Annotated in this window: 2 protein-coding genes; one reads left to right on the top strand and one right to left on the bottom strand. The window is 45.2% G+C overall.

Features of this window, described 5'->3' with window-relative positions:
- Window positions 1-47 precede the first annotated feature (47 nt).
- Window positions 48-18,905 carry a fibronectin type III domain-containing protein gene (locus ABUA31_RS10005; RefSeq protein ID WP_349818746.1) on the top strand — a complete coding sequence of 6,286 codons (18,858 nt, stop codon included), beginning with the start codon at window positions 48-50 and terminating at the stop codon, window positions 18,903-18,905.
- 76 nt (window positions 18,906-18,981) lie between these two features.
- Here the strand turns inward: ABUA31_RS10005 and ABUA31_RS10000 are convergent, their stop codons facing one another.
- Entirely contained in the window at window positions 18,982-19,695 is a 714-nt protein-coding gene (locus ABUA31_RS10000; protein ID WP_055147013.1) for a hypothetical protein, read from the bottom strand.
- Between the last annotated feature and the right edge of the window lie 60 nt (window positions 19,696-19,755).

Below are 19,755 nucleotides of genomic sequence, written 5' to 3'. Positions count from 1 at the left end.
CTGGTTATTCCGCAAATGTACATATCAAGAAAGGCAGGGAGTAATTTATGAGAAGAAGTTATGGCAGACGAATGATCGCATTTCTCATGGCATTCATTATGGCATTGTCCGTATTGTTCCAGAGTGATATTGCGGTCGGAGGGATTGCGCAGGTGCTGGCGGCACAGTCACAGAATGTGGCGACGGCCAGTGATGCGGAGAAGCAGAGTGATGTGGGGGATTCTGTTGCCACGCTGGCGGCGGATGATGCCATAGATCTGAATGCGGACGGATATTATTGTTATACAACGGTGACATCCGGTAAGACGTATTCGGGAAAACCATGGACGCTCACTTCGTCAGAGCTGGTGGTAAAGAAGATTGGAGATACGACCAACGACACGAAGCTGTCGTCAGATTATTATACTGTAGAATACAGTAACAATGTTAATGTTGGTACGGCAACAGTTACAGTCAGAGGTAATGCAGACATGAACTGCAGCGGTACTCTTACATGTACCTTTACTATAAAGGCAAAGAGTATAACTTCGACTGCACTTTTCTATATAGATGGAAAAGAGAAAGCGAACCAGCATAAAAATTGCAAAAATAAAATTTACACATATCAGGCTGGTGGTGTATGGCCGCAGATATATGTAAAGACAGCGAATACATCATCAGGATATTTCCTTACAGAAGGAACTGACTATGTTGTCGATTATTATAACAACGACGAGGAGTCAGAGGTAGTGGAGGATCCTCTTGGGGACGGCCCTAGAGTTGTAGTGTCCGCTGCAAAGAACAGCAATTATAAGATCGGTAGCGACGGAGAGTATTACATATACTACGGAATCAGCGCTGCAAACCTCAGTGATCAGGAGATATCACTGGAGGGTGATACATTTGTATATACAGGAAAACCTATAAAGCCGGCTGTTAAGATACTGGACAAGACCAACAACAAGTATCTGCACAGCATAGACGAGTGGGGTACAAATGACTATGAGTACAAGGTTGAGTATACCAACAATACAGATGTTGGAACGGCGACTGTCACAATAACAGGAGCACCTACCAGATTCAAGGGAACTGTAACCAAGACTTTCCAGATCGTGGATCAGGGAACTGAGGTATACAGCATAGCAGACGCTGACGTTACGGTGGATGACGACCTTGTATATGACGGAACTGCCAAGACTCCAAGTCCGGTGGTTAAGTATAAGGGCACGACACTTGTCGAGGGCAAGGATTATAAGGTGTCATACTACACCAACAATACAAATGCATCCACATCCACATCTAAGCCATCACTGACTATATCAGGACTTGGTTCATATGTGGGTTCAAAGACGGTGAACTTCACCATCAAGCCTAGGAGCACGGAAAATCTCTCCGTAACATTTGATGATGCAGTGTTCAACACCGCAAACAACATAACGATACAGGTTTCTCCACAGAATATTTCTGTCAAGGATAAGGAACTTGGAACTACACTTAAGTTATCCCAGGATTTCTCATATGACTTCAGTGAGTATTGGAATGCCAAGGATTACAATGTAGGAACACATAAGTTTAATATAGTAGGTATTGGAAATTACACTGGAACTGTTCCATGTGAGTTCCAGATTGTTGCAGCGGATATATCCAAAGCTGTAATAACTGCCGATGACGCCGAGTACACAGGTTCTGAGGTGACCACAACCCTGTCAAAGGTCACATTCAGCAATACGGATCTTGTGGAGGGCGTTGACTACGAGATATCAGGTTATGAGAACAACGTGGAGATCGGAAATTCAGCCAGAGTCATGATCAAGGGTCTCGGCAATTTCCAGGGAACATGTGTAGGTACATTTGCGATAAAGACATCTAAGATCAGCATGAATGATGTGGAATTTTCTACGATATCATCGATGAAATATACCGGAGCACAGTTGAAGCCGGATGTGACATTGACATACGACGGCAAGACACTTGTGGAGGGAACCGATTACTCTGTTGCTTACGGCGAGAATATCGTGCCGGGAACCAACAATGGTAAGGTTACATTTACAGGTATGGGAGACTATGCGGGTACTGTGTACAAATCATTTAACATACTTGCAAAGTCATTCTCAGATGCCGATGTAAAGCTGACTGTGAATAAGTCCAGTTATGAATATACCGGAGAGAACATAAAGCCGGATATAACAATTACATACAACGGAATGACATTGGTTGAGGGAGTTAACTACACCTTCCCGTTCAGCTACAAGGAGACCGGAACATGGACAGTCATTGCCATGTCAGCATCGGTATATTATTCCGGTTCAAAGTCATTCCAGATCACTATAGTTGCTCCGTCAGGTGATATGGGCAAACTCACATATGAGGATATACCTGACCAGTATTATAACGGCGGCGAGGTGAAGCCGGAGCTTACCATTAAGAATGGCAGTTATGTTCTGAAGGAGGGAACAGACTTCACAGTCACCGACAGAAAGAACAATGACAAGGTAGGAACTTCTACTATTACTATAGAAGGAATGGGCTCATACAGCGGAACTAAGGTTCTTGAGTTCAACATTTTACCTAAGCCTCTTGAGGACTGCGATGTCAAAGATATATCCGACAGCCAGTACACAGGAGAGGCATTAGAGCCGGCAGTCACCATCAAGAATGGCAGTGTTGAGCTGGAGCAGGATGTAGACTATACGGTAGAGTACAGCAATAACACGGATGTGACAGATGAGGCCAAGGTCGTAATAAAGGCTGCAAATGATAATTATACAGGCGAGATCGTCAAGTATTTCAAGATAACACCTGTTTCAATCATTTCATCTTCAAGCGGAATGGGAATAACCCAGGCCGACCAGTCACAGATGTACACAGGTATGGCCATCGAACCGGTGATAAATGTAACCAGATACGTTAATGGTGAAATTATCAAGCTGGAGAGAGACAAGGACTATACTGTTGAGTATGCGAATAATATAGAGGTAACAGGTTCAGGAGAGAAGGCTTCGATCACTGTAACCGGTATAGGAAATTACACAGGACAGAAGGTTATACGTTTCGAGATAGAGAAGAGAGCTGTGTATAACTGTCAGATGGATGCTATAGCGGATCAGTTGTGGACAGGCTCAGCTATAACACCTGAGATCAATATATACAACGGTGAGATCAAGCTTGTTGAGAATGAGGATTACACAGTAGAGTATGCAGACAACACGGATGCCGGAAAAGCGTCAGTGACCATAACAGGCTGTGGTGATCATTACACAGGTCAGATCATCAAATACTTCAATATTACTAAGGAATTTATAGACATAAGCACAAGTGACAAGATCACTTTGACGGGACTTGAGGATCAGTCATACAACTTTGGCATGGCGGTCAGACCAAGCTTTACTCTGAGCTATGACGGCGAGGAGATGACAGCCGGATCAAACGGTGATTATACATATACCTTCAAGGACAACTATGAGGTCGGTACCGCAACACTTGTCATAACAGGTGTGGGCAAGTACAAGGGAACAAAGGAATACACGTTCAAGATCGCCAAGTATGACATATCAGGTGATACACTGATTATATCAGGCGACACATTTGAATATAGCGGTACTGCTATCAAGCCATCACTTGTGGCTGTGAAGGTTGGAACCGTCAACAGAATAACATCATTTGATGATTTCAATGTCACATACGGTGAGAATACAAATGTTGGAAATGGAAGTGTGACCATCACTCCAAAGGCGGACAGCAGCTATACAGGAGAGCTCACACAGAAATTTGTAATATACAAGAAGAGTATTACAGGTGCAACAGTTTCAGCTTCAAGTGTGACATACACAGGTAAGGCACAGACTCCTGCGGTGACAGTTACATGCAAGGACGGAATGGCAGTGCCTTCAGGAAGTTATAGCGTTGAGTATGCCAACAATATCAATGTTGGTACAGCTAAGATCACGGTAACAGCTCTGGAGGATGGCAATTTCGATGGAACCGCTACAGGAAGCTTCGAGATAAAGGCTATAGATATTGCCGGAGCCGATGTGGCTGATATAGCTGACCAGACATACACAGGCTCAGCGATAACACCGGATATAACAGTCAGCTACGATGGCACCGAGCTTGTTGAGGGTGAGGACTATGTTGTATCTTCATATGATAATAATGAGAATGTCAGCACGGCTTCAGCTAAGGCGTCGATAACCATAACTGGTAAGGGCGTATACAGCGGAACAAAGAAGATCGAGTTCAATATTGTTCCTGCATCAGTCAGCAAGGCAGTTGTAACAGGCGTTGAGGACAGTGTGGTATACACTGGCGCAGATATAGCATTTGTAGGACTGGCAGTTACAGTGTCGGGCAGAAAGCTCACTGCTGCTGACTACACAGTGAAATATACAAATAACAGAAATGCTTCCACAACTGACAGCAAGGCAGAGATACTTATCACAGGTAAGGGCAATTACACCGGTGAGAAGATAGTTCAGTTCGTGATCGAGCAGAAGGATATAGCAGATTGCACAGTTCAGCCGATCAGCGCACAGATCTATACAGGAAAGGCTGTTGAGCCTGAAGTGACTGTCACTGACGGTGCAAACACTCTTGTAAAGGGAACGGATTATACCGTTGCATACAGCAACAATATCAATGTCACAACAACCGAGTCAAAGGCTGTTGCTGATATAAGTGGAACAGGCAACTATAAGGGATCTGTGAAGGCAACATTTGATATTGCCAAGAAGATCGTCAAGATAACAGATGCGGATGTTGCTGATATAGCAGATCAGACATACCACATGGGAGATAAGATAGAGCCGGCTGCAACAGTCACAGTGGATGGCGTGAAGCTTGACGCTGACTGCTATACGGTAACTTATACAAACAATGTGAATGTCGGAACTGCGACAATGACAGTTACAGGTATCACTGTACAGGGATATTCAGGAACTGTCGAGAAGACATTCAAGATACTTCCATTGTCTATTGCAAAGGCAGTGGCATCTAAGACTTATTCAGCGGTGTACACACCGGCTGGAACGACATTTACAGTGGAGAGCTTTGACATCACAGTTGATGGCAAGAAGTACACTGTGACGGACATGTCAGATTTCACTGTAACACAGAAGAACCTGATAAATGTTGGAACAGGAACAATAACAGTTACTGCAAAGGCTGACTGTAACTTTACAGGAAGCTTTGATATCGCAGCGACAATAACTGCAGCGAAGATAGAGGAGAGCTGGGCAAGCCTTGAGCAGACAGAGTTCAGCTATACCGGATCTGAGATAACTCCTGAGCCGGTTGTCAGAAGTGGAAATGTCATTCTCAAGAAGGATGTCGACTATACACTCAGCTACGACAGCAATGTGGAGTGTTCCGATAAGGCAAGCGTGATGGTGACAGGTACAGGTAACTATACAGGAGAGGTAAAGCTTCTCTTTACTATCGGTGCGAAGTCGCTCACGGGAGCAAAGGTAAGTGCTCAGGCACAGAGCTATACAGGTAAGCCGCTCACCACGAAGATCTCAGTCGTACTTGGAGACGAGAAACTTGTGGAGGGCCAGGATTATACAGTAGAGTATGTAGAAGGCGAAGTTACAAATGCAGGAACCGGTAAATTCAAGATCAAAGGTAAGGGCAACTATACCGGAGAGCTTGACGGCACATTTGTCATAAATGCGAGAAGTATAAATGCTGAGGGCATTATGGTTGCAGGTGTGGCAGATAAGACATACACCGGATTTGAGATAACACAGGATATAACAGTTAAGGATGGAGATGCGGTTCTCACAGAGGGAACAGATTACACTGTCGACTATGAGAATAACGTCAATGCATCGACCACAGATTCAAAGGCTGCAGTTATAGTCAGAGGTAAGGGTAACTATGACAGCAGTACAACAAGACGTGTAGAATTTACAATTGGACAGAAGGATATAACAGATGCAGAGATGGACGGCGTGGAGAGTTCAGTCGTATACACAGGAAAGGCTATTACATTTGATCAGGCTGTGCTCACTGTGGACGGTGTTAAGCTTGTAAATGGTGTGGACTACGAGACTGAATATGTCAACAATCTGAATGTATCTACTGCCAGCAGCAAGGCGAATATCATCTTCAGTGCAAAGGGTAATTATACAGGAAAAGCAAGCTGGACATTCACTATCACAGCAAAGAGCATAGAGGATTGTACAGTCAGCGATATTCCGGGACAGACCCACACAGGAAAGGCACTTACACCTGACATAACAGTCAAGGATGGCAGCAGAACTCTTGTGAAGGGCACGGATTATGATGTCGTATACAGCGACAATATTGAGGTGTCAACAGCAGACAAGCCGGCAAAGGCGGTTGTCACAGGAAAGGGCAACTACACCGGATCTGTACAGAAGACATTTATGATAGCAGAGAGAGTTATAGATATAACACCTGCGGTCATCTCTATAACAGACAAGGGACCATTTGTATATAACTATGGCAAGCAGATCACACCGGCTATATCAGTTACACTGGATGGAGAGGTGCTTCCAGAGGATGCGTATACAGTAAGCTATCAGAGCAATGTGAATGCCGGAAAGGCATACATAATCGTGACAGGAGCCGGAGAGTATCATGGAGTCATAGATACATCATTTACTATCGAACAGCTCGATGTGACAGGAGGAGTCCTTGAGCTTGAGAAGGATGCTTACGGATATACCGGAAGCGAGATCAAGCCTGTAGTGACAGGAATCACTCTGGCTGGCGGCAGCATAGAGCCTGGCACAGATTTTGACGTGACATACAGCAACAATATAAATGTAGGCAGTGGAGAGATAGCTCTCACAGCCAGAAGCAGTTCAAACTATAAGGGAACAGTTACAGGCAAGTTTGCGATCACTGCGGCAGACATCACAGATGCCCAGCTCACGGTTGCCGATCAGACATACACAGGTGCTGCACTCAAGCCGGCAGTGACAGTATATCTGGGACAGACAAAGCTTATAGAGGGAACAGATTACACAGTGGGATATGCTGACAATACCGATGCCGGAACAGCAACGGTTACTGTAAAGGGTATGGGCAACTATGCCGGAACAGTTAAGACGACCTTCAAGATCGCAGCAAGATCCATAAGTGCAGCAAAGATAACTGTTGCAGATCAGGTGTATACTGGAGCTCCGCTTACACCGGAGATAACAGTTATATTAGGTGGAAAGCAGATCGCAGACACCGAGTATGATGTTGACTATAGTGGAAATACCGATAAGGGTACAGCCACAGTGACGATAACAGGTAAGCACAATTACACAGGAACAGCATCAGAGACATTCACCATATCCGCAATGGATATAAGCAAGTGCGTGGTCTCACCTATAGCGTCTGTTGTATACGACGGAACAGCCCACAGTCCAAAGGTTACAGTCAAGAACGGAGAGATAGTTCTGACAGAGGGCAGTGATTATGACGTCACATACAGCGACAATGTAAGTGTTACAACAGACTCAAGAAAGGCAAAGGCAACTATCACAGGCCGTGGAAATTACACAGGTCAGTGTGTGGCTGAGTTTGAGATAACAAAGGCAGACTTTGCAGATGCAGTCATAACAGGAATACCTGAGAGTGTAGAGTGTACCGGTGAGAGCATAGTCCTCACAGGATATGAGCTCACACTTGGAGATACAAAACTTGTAGAGAATCAGGATTACGTTGTTGAGTACACTGATAATAAGGAGATCGGAACAGCGACTGTCAGATTCATCGGAGCAGGCAATTACAGCGGTGAGAAGACTGCAGCCTTCAAGATAACAAAGGCAGATATAGCAAACTGCGAAATCAGCCCGATCCAGGGACAGACATGGACAGGTAAGGCCATAGAGCCGGTGCTCACCATAAAGAATGGCAGCGTCACCCTGAAGGCCGGAACAGACTATGAAGTTACATACAGCAACAATATAGACGAGACGGATGAGGCGAAGGCAGAGATCACCGGTATTGGCAACTATACAGGAACTGCTGTAGTCTACTTCTCGATAACAAGAAGCGTTGTGGATATAAACGGCGCTACAGTGTCGGCTATACCGGCGCAGACATATGCATTTGGCAAGGCTGTAACTCCTTCAGTCACTGTTATGTATAACGGAATTACACTGAAAGAGAATACAGATTACACCTTAACATATGAGAACAATATAAATGCTGGAACAGCATATGTGATCATAACCGGAACAAAGTATTACTCCAAGACAAAGAGAGTAAGCTTCGCCATCAACCCTGCGGACATATCAGCAGGCCGTGTGGTTATAGATCAGGGAAGCTTTGTGTACACAGGAAAGAGCCAGAAGCCTGAGGTTACAGGCATAGAGTTTGGAGATGTGATGATAACTGATATGGACAGCTTTGACATAAGCTTTGGCAGCAATGTCAATGTAGGAACAGCGTCCATCAGCGTATCAGCAAAGAGCAACACCAACTACAAGGGCAGCGTGACAGGTGAGTTTGCCATAACAGAGGCAGATCTGTCAGGCGCAGCAGTTGAGGTAGACGATGCGGTATATCAGGGAACACCTCTTACCCCGGCTGTCAGGGTAACACTTGGTACAGTGGTTCTGACAGAGGGCAGGGATTACACTCTGAGCTACAGCAGTAACACAAACGTAGGAAAGGGTACTGTAAAGATTACAGGAAGTGGCAATTATAAGGGAACCATCAGTGCAGAGTTTGCTATAACAGAGAGAACGATCACTGATGCCGATGTGGAAGTCGCAGATCAGATCTACACAGGTAAGGAGCTCACTCCTGATGTGGAAGTAACACTTGGAGACAAGCTTCTGACAAATGGTGTGGATTACACAGTTACCTATGAGAAGAATGTCAATGTCGGCACGGCAAACGTTATAGTAAAGGGAACCGGCAATTATAAAGACACTATCACAAAGACCTTTAGAATAGCTGCAGCAGACATTTCAAGTGCAGTTGCGTATAAGATCAGTGATCAGACATATACCGGAAGTCCTATCACCCCGGTAGTGACAGTAAGCATGGCTGATGGAACAACACTGAAAGCCGGTGTTGACTATGAGGCTGAATACACAGGAAACACAGATGTTACGACAAAGGATGCACCTGCACAGGTGGTTATCACAGGAAAGGGCAACTATGTAGGAACCCTCAGAACAACATTTGCGATAGTACCTAAGTCACTTACAGGAGTCGCCATCAGCGGATACAGTGAGTCTGTGGCTTACACAGGTGCTGATGTGACATTTGCAGATATTATAGTTGCCGATGGAAGCGAGATCCTCACAGAGGGAATTGATTACAGGATCACATACACAGGCAACAAGGCAGTCACAACAGAGGATGGTACATACTTTACAGTAACAGGTACAGGCAATTACACCGGAAGCAAGGATGTACACTTTGTGATTACGGCAAAGGATCTCAGGGAATGTGATGTCGAGGAGATTGAAAGCCAGGTATACACAGGAAAGGCCATAGAGCCGGAAGTAACGATAAGAAATGGTAATGTTCTTCTTGTGAGCGACGTTGACTATGATGTCACATATGAGTCGAATATAAATGAGACTACAGAGACAACAAAGGCTAAGGCTATAATCACAGGAAAGGGCAACTACACAGGAAAGGTAACGAAGGAATTCGTTATAGGAAGAGTATTTACAGATATATCAAAGGCTGAGATAGAGGCTATTCCGGATCAGACATATACGTTCGGACAGGCCATAACCCCTGAAGTCAAGGTAAGCTTTGGAGGAAAGGCACTCACACTTAACACCGACTATACAGTGACTTATACCGATAATATTGATGCGGGAACTGCAACTGTAAAGATCATAGGTACAGGTGATTACAACAAGTCAGTTACAAAGACATTTGTCATAAAGCCGGCAGATATATCAAAGGCGTCAGTAGTTCTCAGGGGAACATCATTCACCTACACAGGTGAGGCGATTACACCTGCAGTGACAAGACTTGGCGTTCCTAATGGTGGTGTGACTGAGAGTATCACAGATCTCTCTTCATTCGCTGTGGAATACAGTGACAATACAGATGCCGGAACGGCAAAGGTTACTGTAAGTGCAGGAAAGGATACGAACTACACCGGAACTGCATCAACTACATTTACTATCACAAGAAAGAGCATAAGCGGTGCGGTCGTGAGCGTGGCAGATGCTGAGTACACCGGATCAGAGGTTATACCGGATGTAAAGGTAACTCTGGGAGATAAGGTGCTGACAGCCGGCGTGGATTACACGGTATCGGCTGAAAACAATGTAGAGGCAGGAGAGGACGCTCTGTTAAAGATCACCGGATGCGGTAATTATGAGGGCGTACTGAGCCAGACATTTGAGATCAGTGCAAAGAGCATAGACGGCGGAAAGTGCAGCATACCGGCTCAGGTATATATAGGATCTGCGCTGACACCTGATGTAGTTCTTGAGGTTGGAGGCAAGACTCTGACCAAGGGTGAGGACTACACAGTTACATACGCAGACAACATAGATGTCACAACGGCTGAGAAGAAGGCATCAGCGATCATCAAGGCCATGGGCAACTACACAGGAAAGCTCACAGTTTACTTTGACATCACGGCAAAGACTCTTACAGCAGCCGATGTTGACAGCATTGATGCTCAGGAATACACCGGCGAGGCGATAGAGCCAGTGGTGGTCGTAAGAAACGGAGACACAGTTCTTGTTGCGGGAAGAGATTACGATGTAACATACAGCAACAATACAGACAAGACTACAGAGGCGAGAGCAGTAGTCAAAGGTAAGGGTAACTATCAGGGAACCGTTACAAAGCTGTTTGAGATATGCGGAGCAAGCATAGCACCGGCGGTTGTGACAGGAATACCTGAGAGCGCAGAATATACAGGTGACAGCATAACCTTTAAGGACATAACAGTTGTGATGAATGGAAAGACACTTGTATATGGAACAGATTACACAGTAAGTTATGAGAACAATGTCAATGCAACCACTGAGGACAGCATGGCATACGTTATCATAAAGGGTAACGACAACTACGGTGGACAGATAAGAACAGCCTTCAGCATAACCCCAAGAAGTCTTGAGAAGTGCAAGGTCGATGCCATCGGAGGACAGACATATACAGGCAGGGAGATCACCCCTGAGGTTACAGTAAGAGATGGATCAAAGGTACTCGAAAATGGAAGAGACTACACGGTATCTTACAGTGACAATATCGAGGTGGGCAAGAATGCCAAGGCAGTTATAGAAGGTAAGGGCAACTACACCGGACAGCTTACAGCAGAGTTCACCATCGCAAAGGAAGTGCTCGACATTTCAAATGCGGTGATAAGTGATATCGCAGATCAGTATTACAACTTCGGTGAGGAGCTCACACCTGCACTCAGTGTAAATCTTGGAGGAAGAAAGCTTACAGAGAATGTTGATTACAGCGTAACCTACACTGATAACATTGAGGCCGGTACGGCTACAGCTACAGTGAAGGGAATCGACCAGAATAAGGGCGAGGTAAGTAAGACATTCAAGATCCTTCCTATAGATATAACAACTGCAGAGATCGCACTTGTGAAGGATTCATATGGTTTCACAGGAGATGCGGTAACAGCAGATGTAGAATCGATAACAGTCACAAGAAATGGAGTTAAGAAGGTACTCACAGATCTCGCAGGATTTGAGATCACATGTACAGACAATGTAAATGTCGGTACGGCTACAGTTAAGATCGCCGCAGGCGAAGGCCAGAGCTATACAGGAAGCACAAGCACATCCTTCAGGATCGTTGCAGCTTCAATAGAGCAGGCAGAGGTCAGCGTTGACAGTGCAGTATATACGGGAAGCGCGATCACTCCTGTATGCAGAGTAGTTCTTGGAGGAAAGACTCTTGCAGAGGGCGTTGACTACAAGGTAACAGTTTCAGGCAATGTGAATGTTACTGACAATGCACTGGTTACTATAGAGGGAACCGGAAATTACACCGGAAAGCTCTCACAGAAGTTCAGCATAACTCCTAAGAGGATATCACAGGCTGAGGTAAAGGCCGATGATGCTGAATACACAGGAAGCGCAGTTACGACAACAGTCAGTGTAGTCCTTGATGGAAAGACTCTTGTTCAGGGAACTGACTATAAGCTCAGCTACAGCGACAATGTGAATGTCACATCTGACACAGCAAAGGCTGTTGTGACAGTGACAGGAACAGGCAACTACACAGGAACAGTCCAAGGAGAGTTCTCTATAACTCCTATGGATATATCAAAGCTTGACATACCGGAGATACCAGATCAGACATACGGCGGTCAGGCAGTAAAACCTGAACTGAGAATTGTAAATGGCAACAATGTTCTCTCAGAGGGCACTGATTACACAGTGGCATACGAGAACAACGATTCGGTTACAGACAAGGCCAGCGCTATTATCTCAGGTAGAGGAAGCTACAAGGGATCAGTGACCAGAACATTTGCTATAAAGGCATACAGCATAGACAATGCAGAGATAAGTGGAATCCAGGATGCGGTAGTATTTACAGGAGATGCCATTGAATTTGCAGATATAGCAGTTGTAGTAAACGGCAGGACACTTGTGAACGGTACGGACTACACAGTAAGCTACGAGAACAACCTGAACGTTACAGATGAGAAGAATCCTGCATATGTGATCATAAAGGGCACAGGAAACTACGGCGGACAGGTTAGAACAGCATTTGCCATAACAGCTAAGAATATCGGCAGATGCAGCATTGATCCGATTGGCGGACAGATATACACAGGTAAGGCGGTTGAGCCTGAGATCACAGTCAGAGATGGCGCAAGGATACTGGAGACCGGAAAGGATTATGACATTACTTACAGCAACAACACAGATGTGACAGACAGTGCTGAGGTCACCATAACAGGTAAGGGCAACTACAGAGGCAGCAACAGTGCGGTATTCACCATCACACAGGAGGTTGTGGATATATCAAAGGCTGTAATGAGCAAGGTCGATGACCAGTATTACAACTTTGGAAATGCCATAAGACCAGAGGTTACACTTACATATGGCGGCAAGACATTGACACAGGATGTGGACTACGAGCTTGTATACATCGACAATATCAATGAAGGTACGGCGACGATACAGGCAAATGGTATCAACAAGAACACAGGCTCGGTGAGCACAACATTTGCCATAAAGCCAGTAGATATAACAACTGCTGAGGTTGTACTTGAGAATGACTCATTTGAGTACACGGGATCAGAGATCAGACCTGCAGTTAAGATGATAACAGTAAGCAGGGATGGCAAGGCGACGGCAGTGACATCTATGACAGCATTTGATGTGACATACACGGACAATACAAATGTCGGAACTGCTGGTGCGGTTATAAAGGCAGCACAGGGAAGCGGATTTACAGGATCTGTGACAAAGAAGTTTGAGATCACAGAGGTGGATATCGCACAGGCTGTAGTTGATGTGGAAGACCATGTGTACACAGGAAGTGCAGTAAAGCCTGCATATACAGTGACACTTGATGGCAAGAAACTCACTGCGGGAACAGATTTCAATGTGGTGTTCAGCAACAATGTAAATGTTGGAACAGCAGCCATCCTCACAGTGACCGGTACAGGAAACTACAAGGGAACAGTTGTCGCATACTTTGCGATAACTGCAAAGGATCTGAGCAAGGCAGATGTGAATGTCCAGTCATCAGTTTACACTGGAAAGCCACTTACACCGGCTGTGACAGTAACTCTCGATGATGAGATATTAAATGCAGACATTGATTATGTTGTTTCTTACAGCAACAATGTGAACGCTACGACAGCAAAGTCAAAGGCGACTGTGACCGTCAAGGGAACAGGAAACTATAAGGGCACTGTGACTGCTACATTCGACATTGAGCCAAAGGCGATCAATGAGGCGAAGATCAATGATATACTGGATCAGATGTACAGCGGCAGTGAGATCAGACCGGATGCAAAGGTGACACTCGATGGAGTACAGCTTGTTGCAGGAACGGACTACACTGTGACATATGAGAACAACATAGAGGTTTCAGATTCAGCCAAGCTTATCGTAACCGGTAAGGGCAATTACAAGGGAACTGTAGAGAAGAACTTCAGTATAAAGAGTCTCACTCTTGAGGACGCAGAGGTATCAGGTATACCAGCCGGCACAGAATACACAGGAAAGACCATAACATTTGGCGAGATCGTTGTGACACTGGTCGGAAAGAAACTGTCCGAGGATGAGGATTACACAGTAGAGTATAAGAACAATGTAAACGTGACAGACAGTGCGGAGGTTGTGATAACAGGTATCGGCAATTACAGCGGAGAGCTGAGCAGAACATTCAAGATCACAGCTAAGGACATAAGCAAGTGTAGAGTCGATGCGATTGGCGGACAGGTACACACAGGAAAGGCTGTAACACCTGAGGTCACAGTGAGAGACGGAACACAGGTTCTCGTGTCTGGAACAGATTACAAGACAGAGTACAGCAACAACATAAATGAGACAACGGCCAGCTCGAAGGCTGAGATCAAGATCACAGGATCTGGTAACTACACAGGAAGCATAACAGTGAACTTCACGATATCTAAGAATCTTGTGGATATATCCAAGGCTGTGATAAGCAAGATCAGTGATCAGCTTTACAACTTCGGCCAGCCGCTCACACCGGATGTGACAGTTACATTTGGTGGAAAGACACTTGTATACGGCGAGGATTACGCACTCGTATATGTGGACAACATCGATGAGGGTGTGGCAACCGTAACAGTTAGAGGTATCAATTCAAATACCGGATCTTTATCGGCTAAGTTTAACATCAATCCGGTCGATATAAGTGATGGACAGATAGCTCTTGATGCATCCGAGTATATGTATACAGGAACAGCAGTAAAACCGGTGATCAATTCATTTACAGTGAAGAGAGCTGGAAAGACAGTGACAGTTACTGATTTTGACAACCTTGAGATCAGCTACTCGTCAAATACAAATGTTGGAACAGGTAAGGTTACTATAAAGGCACTTGAGGGTGAAGGCTTCACAGGAAGTGTCAGCAAGACATTTGCAATAGTAGGTGCTTCAGTCGACAATGCTTCAGTAAAGGTTGGAAACGGAGTTTATACGGGTGAAGCTGTAACTCCGGATCACACAGTTACACTCGGAGGCAGGACACTTGTTGAGGGACGCGACTACAGAGCAGACTACAGCAACAATGTGAACGTGACAGACAGTGCAGTGCTCACCATCACAGGTATGGGTAACTACAGTGGAAGCACCACAGCAAGATTTAAGATAAGTGCCAGAAATCTTGCAGATGCAGACATTACGGTGGCATCGGCAAGATACACAGGAGATCCACTTACACCTGCAGTTACAGTTTCACTTGGCGGAACAGCTCTTGTGGAGGACAGAGACTTTACAGTTTCATACAGTGACAATGTGAATGTCACAACAGACACAGATAAGGCAGGCGTTACCATCACAGGTATAGGCAACTACACTGGAACGGCGGTTGAGAAATTCGATATCGCAGCTAGAGACATATCTCTTGCAGAGATAAAGGACATCGACAGACAGAATTATACCGGTAATGCGGTTACACCAAAGCTCACTGTTGTTGACGGACAGAGAGAGCTTGTGGCAGGCAGGGATTACACCGTAAGCTACAAGAACAATGTCGAGGTGACAACGGCAGCAGTTGCGGTGATAACAGGAAAGGGCAATTATTCAGGAACTGCCAGCAAGCTGTTTGCTATTGGCGGTGCAGATATTGCAGATGCAGATATAACAGGTATAAAAGACAGCGTAACCTACACAGGAAAGGCAATAACATTTGCCGGACTTAAGGTAACATACGGCGACGATGTACTTGTGGCAGGAAGAGACTACACTGTATCATACAGTGGAAATAAGAACGTGACGGACAAGGCAAGTGTTACCATCACAGGTATTGGCAACTACACAGGAAGTGTTAACAGATACTTTGCTATAACAAGAAGAAATCTTGCAGACTGTCATGTGAGCGAGATCGAGGGTCAGATTTACACAGGCAAGAAGATAGAGCCGGAGCTCACAATTACATATGGAGATCTGGTGCTTGTAGAGGGTGTTGACTACGAGATCGAGTACAGCAATAATATTGAGCCTACAGCAGGCGGACAGTCGGCAAAGGCAACAGTAACAGGTAAGAGAAGCTACACAGGAACTGTGGAGAGAGAATTTACCATTACAAAGGATCCTGTAAATATAAGCGGAGCCAAGATCAGTGCAATACCTGATCAGGAGTTTGCAAAGAAGAATATCACACCTGCGGTAAATGTTACATACGGTGGCAAGACGCTTGTACAGGGAACTGATTACAAGGTTTCATACATCAATAACTATAATGTTGGAACTGCCACAGTGACGATCACAGGATATGGAGACTACGTAAGTTCTAAGACGGCAACTTTCGAGATCGTCAAGAGAGACGTAACAGGTTATGTAGCAGAGCTTTCAAAGAGCAGCATGACATACACCGGAAAGGCACTCACTCCATCAGTTACAGCTATTAACAGCAGTGACGGAGCATTTGTGCTTGACGATGAAGATATCGCGGGCTTCATAGTGAGATATGCTTCAAATGTAAACGTTGGAACAGCAACGGTTACAGCTACAGCAGGAAGCCGGTCTAATTACACAGGAAGTGTGACAGCAACATTTGCCATAACAGCGGCATCAATCGATAATGCAGTAGTTGTGGCAGAGGATACGGAATACACAGGAAAGCCGGTAACTCCAGCCGTTACAGTGACAGTCAACGGTGTTGTGTTATCAGCAGCGGATTACACAGTGGCTTACAGTAACAACACTGAGGTCGGAACCGCAGAGGTAAGCATAACAGGAAAGGGCAACTACACCGGAGAGACAACAGGTACATTTGAGATAACAGCAAGAAGTATCAAGAACTGTACAGTTGAGTGCAGTACATCGATCGAGTACACAGGAAACCAGCTCATACCTGTTGTAAAGGTAAAGAATGGTGATGTGGAGCTGACAGAGGGAGTTGACTACATACTCAGCTTCGATATGAACACAGATGTGACAGGACGCGCAAAGGTGGTTGTGACCGGTAAGGGCAACTACAAGGATTCAGTGACAAGATACTTTGCAATTACAAAGAAGAGTATCGCTGGAGCTGAGATCAAGGGTATTACAGGAAAGGTATTCACAGGTAATGCAATAACACAGGATATTGAAGTTGAACTGGATGGACAGAAGCTCAGCCAGGGAACGGACTATACTGTGAAGTACGAGAACAATGTTCATGTAGGAACAGCAGTCATAACAATAACAGGTGCAGGCAACTACACAGATTCTGTAAAGAAGAGCTTTGTGATAAGCAAGGCAGATATAAGCAACACGGCTGTTATAAACGGAATTGAGTCCGAGGTTATATACAAGGGCACAGCATTTAAGTTTGATAATGTCACGATAACATGGGGAACAAATGTGCTGAAGGAAGGCAGAGATTACACGATCACATACCAGAACAACAGCGGAATCACCATGACGAGAACAAGTAAGGCTTCAGTCACTGTGAAGTTCATGGGCGACTACAAGGGAAGCGTTACAAAGCAGTTCAGGATCAAGGCATTTGACATATCAAAGGCAACCGTATCAGCGATAGCAGACAAGACCTACACAGGATCAGCGATCAAGCCGGCGGTTACAGTTAAGATCGGCAGTACAGTGATAAATCCAAAGGAGTACACGGTTGAGTACAGCAACAACGTGAAGCCGGGTGTTGCAAGTGTTACGATCACAGGACTTAACAACTTCTACGGAACAAAGAAGGTTACATTCAACATCCTTCCTGCAAAGGTGAAGAACCTTGCGGCAAGCGGTGAGACAACAACATCACTGAAGCTATCATGGAGCAGCAGTGCATATGCCCAGGGATATGAGGTGTACAGATATGATACAGGTAAGAAGACATATGTGAAGGTTGCAACAGTGAAGGGCACAAGCAGCAATATCACAGGTCTGGCAGCGGGAACTGATTACAAGTTCGCGGTATCAGCATATGTGAAGTCGTCAGGCAAGACACTGTATAGCGAGAAGACAGTCATAAATGCAGCAACAAAGCCAGCTAAGGTTTCAGGTATTTCATTCAGCAGCAGGGCAGAGAAGTCGATAGCGCTCAAGTGGAATACAGTTAAGGGAGCTACAGGCTACAAGGTATACAGACTTGTAGCAAAGGACAATTACAAATATCTTGGTTCGACATCAAAGACAGCTTATAATGTAAACGGTCTGACTGGAAGTACAGCTTACACATTCAAGGTAGTTGCATACAAGAAGGTCGGCAGCAAGGAGCTCGTTGGTGAGGATGCTACAGCAAGGATCATGACAACGCCATCGGCAGTCAAGAATCTTAAGATCAGTGCCAGAAGCAATGCATCGATAACGATGAAATGGAGCAAGGTAAACAACGCTGATGGATACATAGTTTACAGATACCGCGGCAACAGAGCAGTCAAGATCAAGACCATCACAAGCAAGTCAAAGGTCGTATTTGTAAGCTCAAAGCTCAGTGCCGGAACAACGTATAAGTACAGAGTTGTGGCATACAAGAAGGATGGAAAGGCGATCGTAGAGAATGCCGGAACATATGTATCAGGATTTACACTTCCTGCAACACCTGTTGTATCAGCGAAGGCCGGAGTCAAGCAGGCGAAAATTGCATGGAAGAGAGCCAAGGGAGCAACAGGTTACATCGTATACATGTCAACATCAAAGCGTGGCACGTATAAGGCTGTTGCAACTATAAGAAAGGCAGGAACTACTTCATACACCAAGAAAGGCCTGAAGAAAGGCAAGACATATTACTTCAAGGTGCGTGCATTTAACAAGTCAGGTAAGACAACATATAAGAGTTCATACTCAACAGTAAAGAAGATCGTTGTCAAATAGTGACTGACAGTTAGATAAGGGAAAGCCGGAAATAAAACTATAAAAAGCATCCAACCGGGTGAGCCTGGAAACAGGCTTATCTGGTGGATGCTTTTTTGTTATCTATGAGGCGGAGGAATCTGTCCGCCTGAGAGATGATAAAGTCCTTAAGTGCTTTATATGGAAATACATTCGTTGTATTATTGCCTACATCGGTGTCTATGGAGGTGAATGAGTCGAGATCATTCTGCAGTCTGCTCTGTGAGAAACATAGACATTTTTTTATGGTCATATCAGGTGATGAAACCTTCGGTATGATTGGTGAGAAATCCCTGATAAACAATGGATTTGTCACATTGTAATCACCGTAGAAAAACTGTTCTGAGAAGAAATCCCGGAATGGGATGCTCCTTCCCTCCGGCTGCATGCTGAGCTCGTGCATTCGGACATGGTCTATGTCGCGTGTCACACAGGTGGGAGTGTTATCGCCTGCCTCAAACTGAAAATATTGCGGCCAGAATTCCTCCACATAGGCGGCGTCCATCATGAGATGGGCAAGTATGCCAAGGTCGGCAGGTGTCATAGCTTCCACTGGATATTCTGACAATATGTGATCGATGTCCGGATATTTTGTTATGAGATCGTTCTGCCATTCCGGCCTGAAATGTGTCAGGGCTTTGTCCATAACCGCATCTGGAAGAACGCAGCCCAGCAGGAAATCATTCAGCAGCTCCGGCTGGGATTCCTTTGAAATATGAAGTTTGTCTGCGATGTATCTGCCCTCGCACAGGTGTATTATGTATCCCGGCATTGCAGCCCTCCCATATAGAATATATTTGTCAATTTGTAAAAAAGTGTACCCCCGGAGCCC

Origin of the sequence: Coprococcus sp. RTP31081st1_H1_RTP31081_211007, from assembly GCF_040227275.1 — a bacterium.
Taxonomy (GTDB): domain Bacteria; phylum Bacillota; class Clostridia; order Lachnospirales; family Lachnospiraceae; genus Coprococcus; species Coprococcus aceti.
The sequence above is the reverse complement of the archived record's forward strand: the minus strand, read 5'-3'. Positions and strand labels throughout refer to the sequence as shown.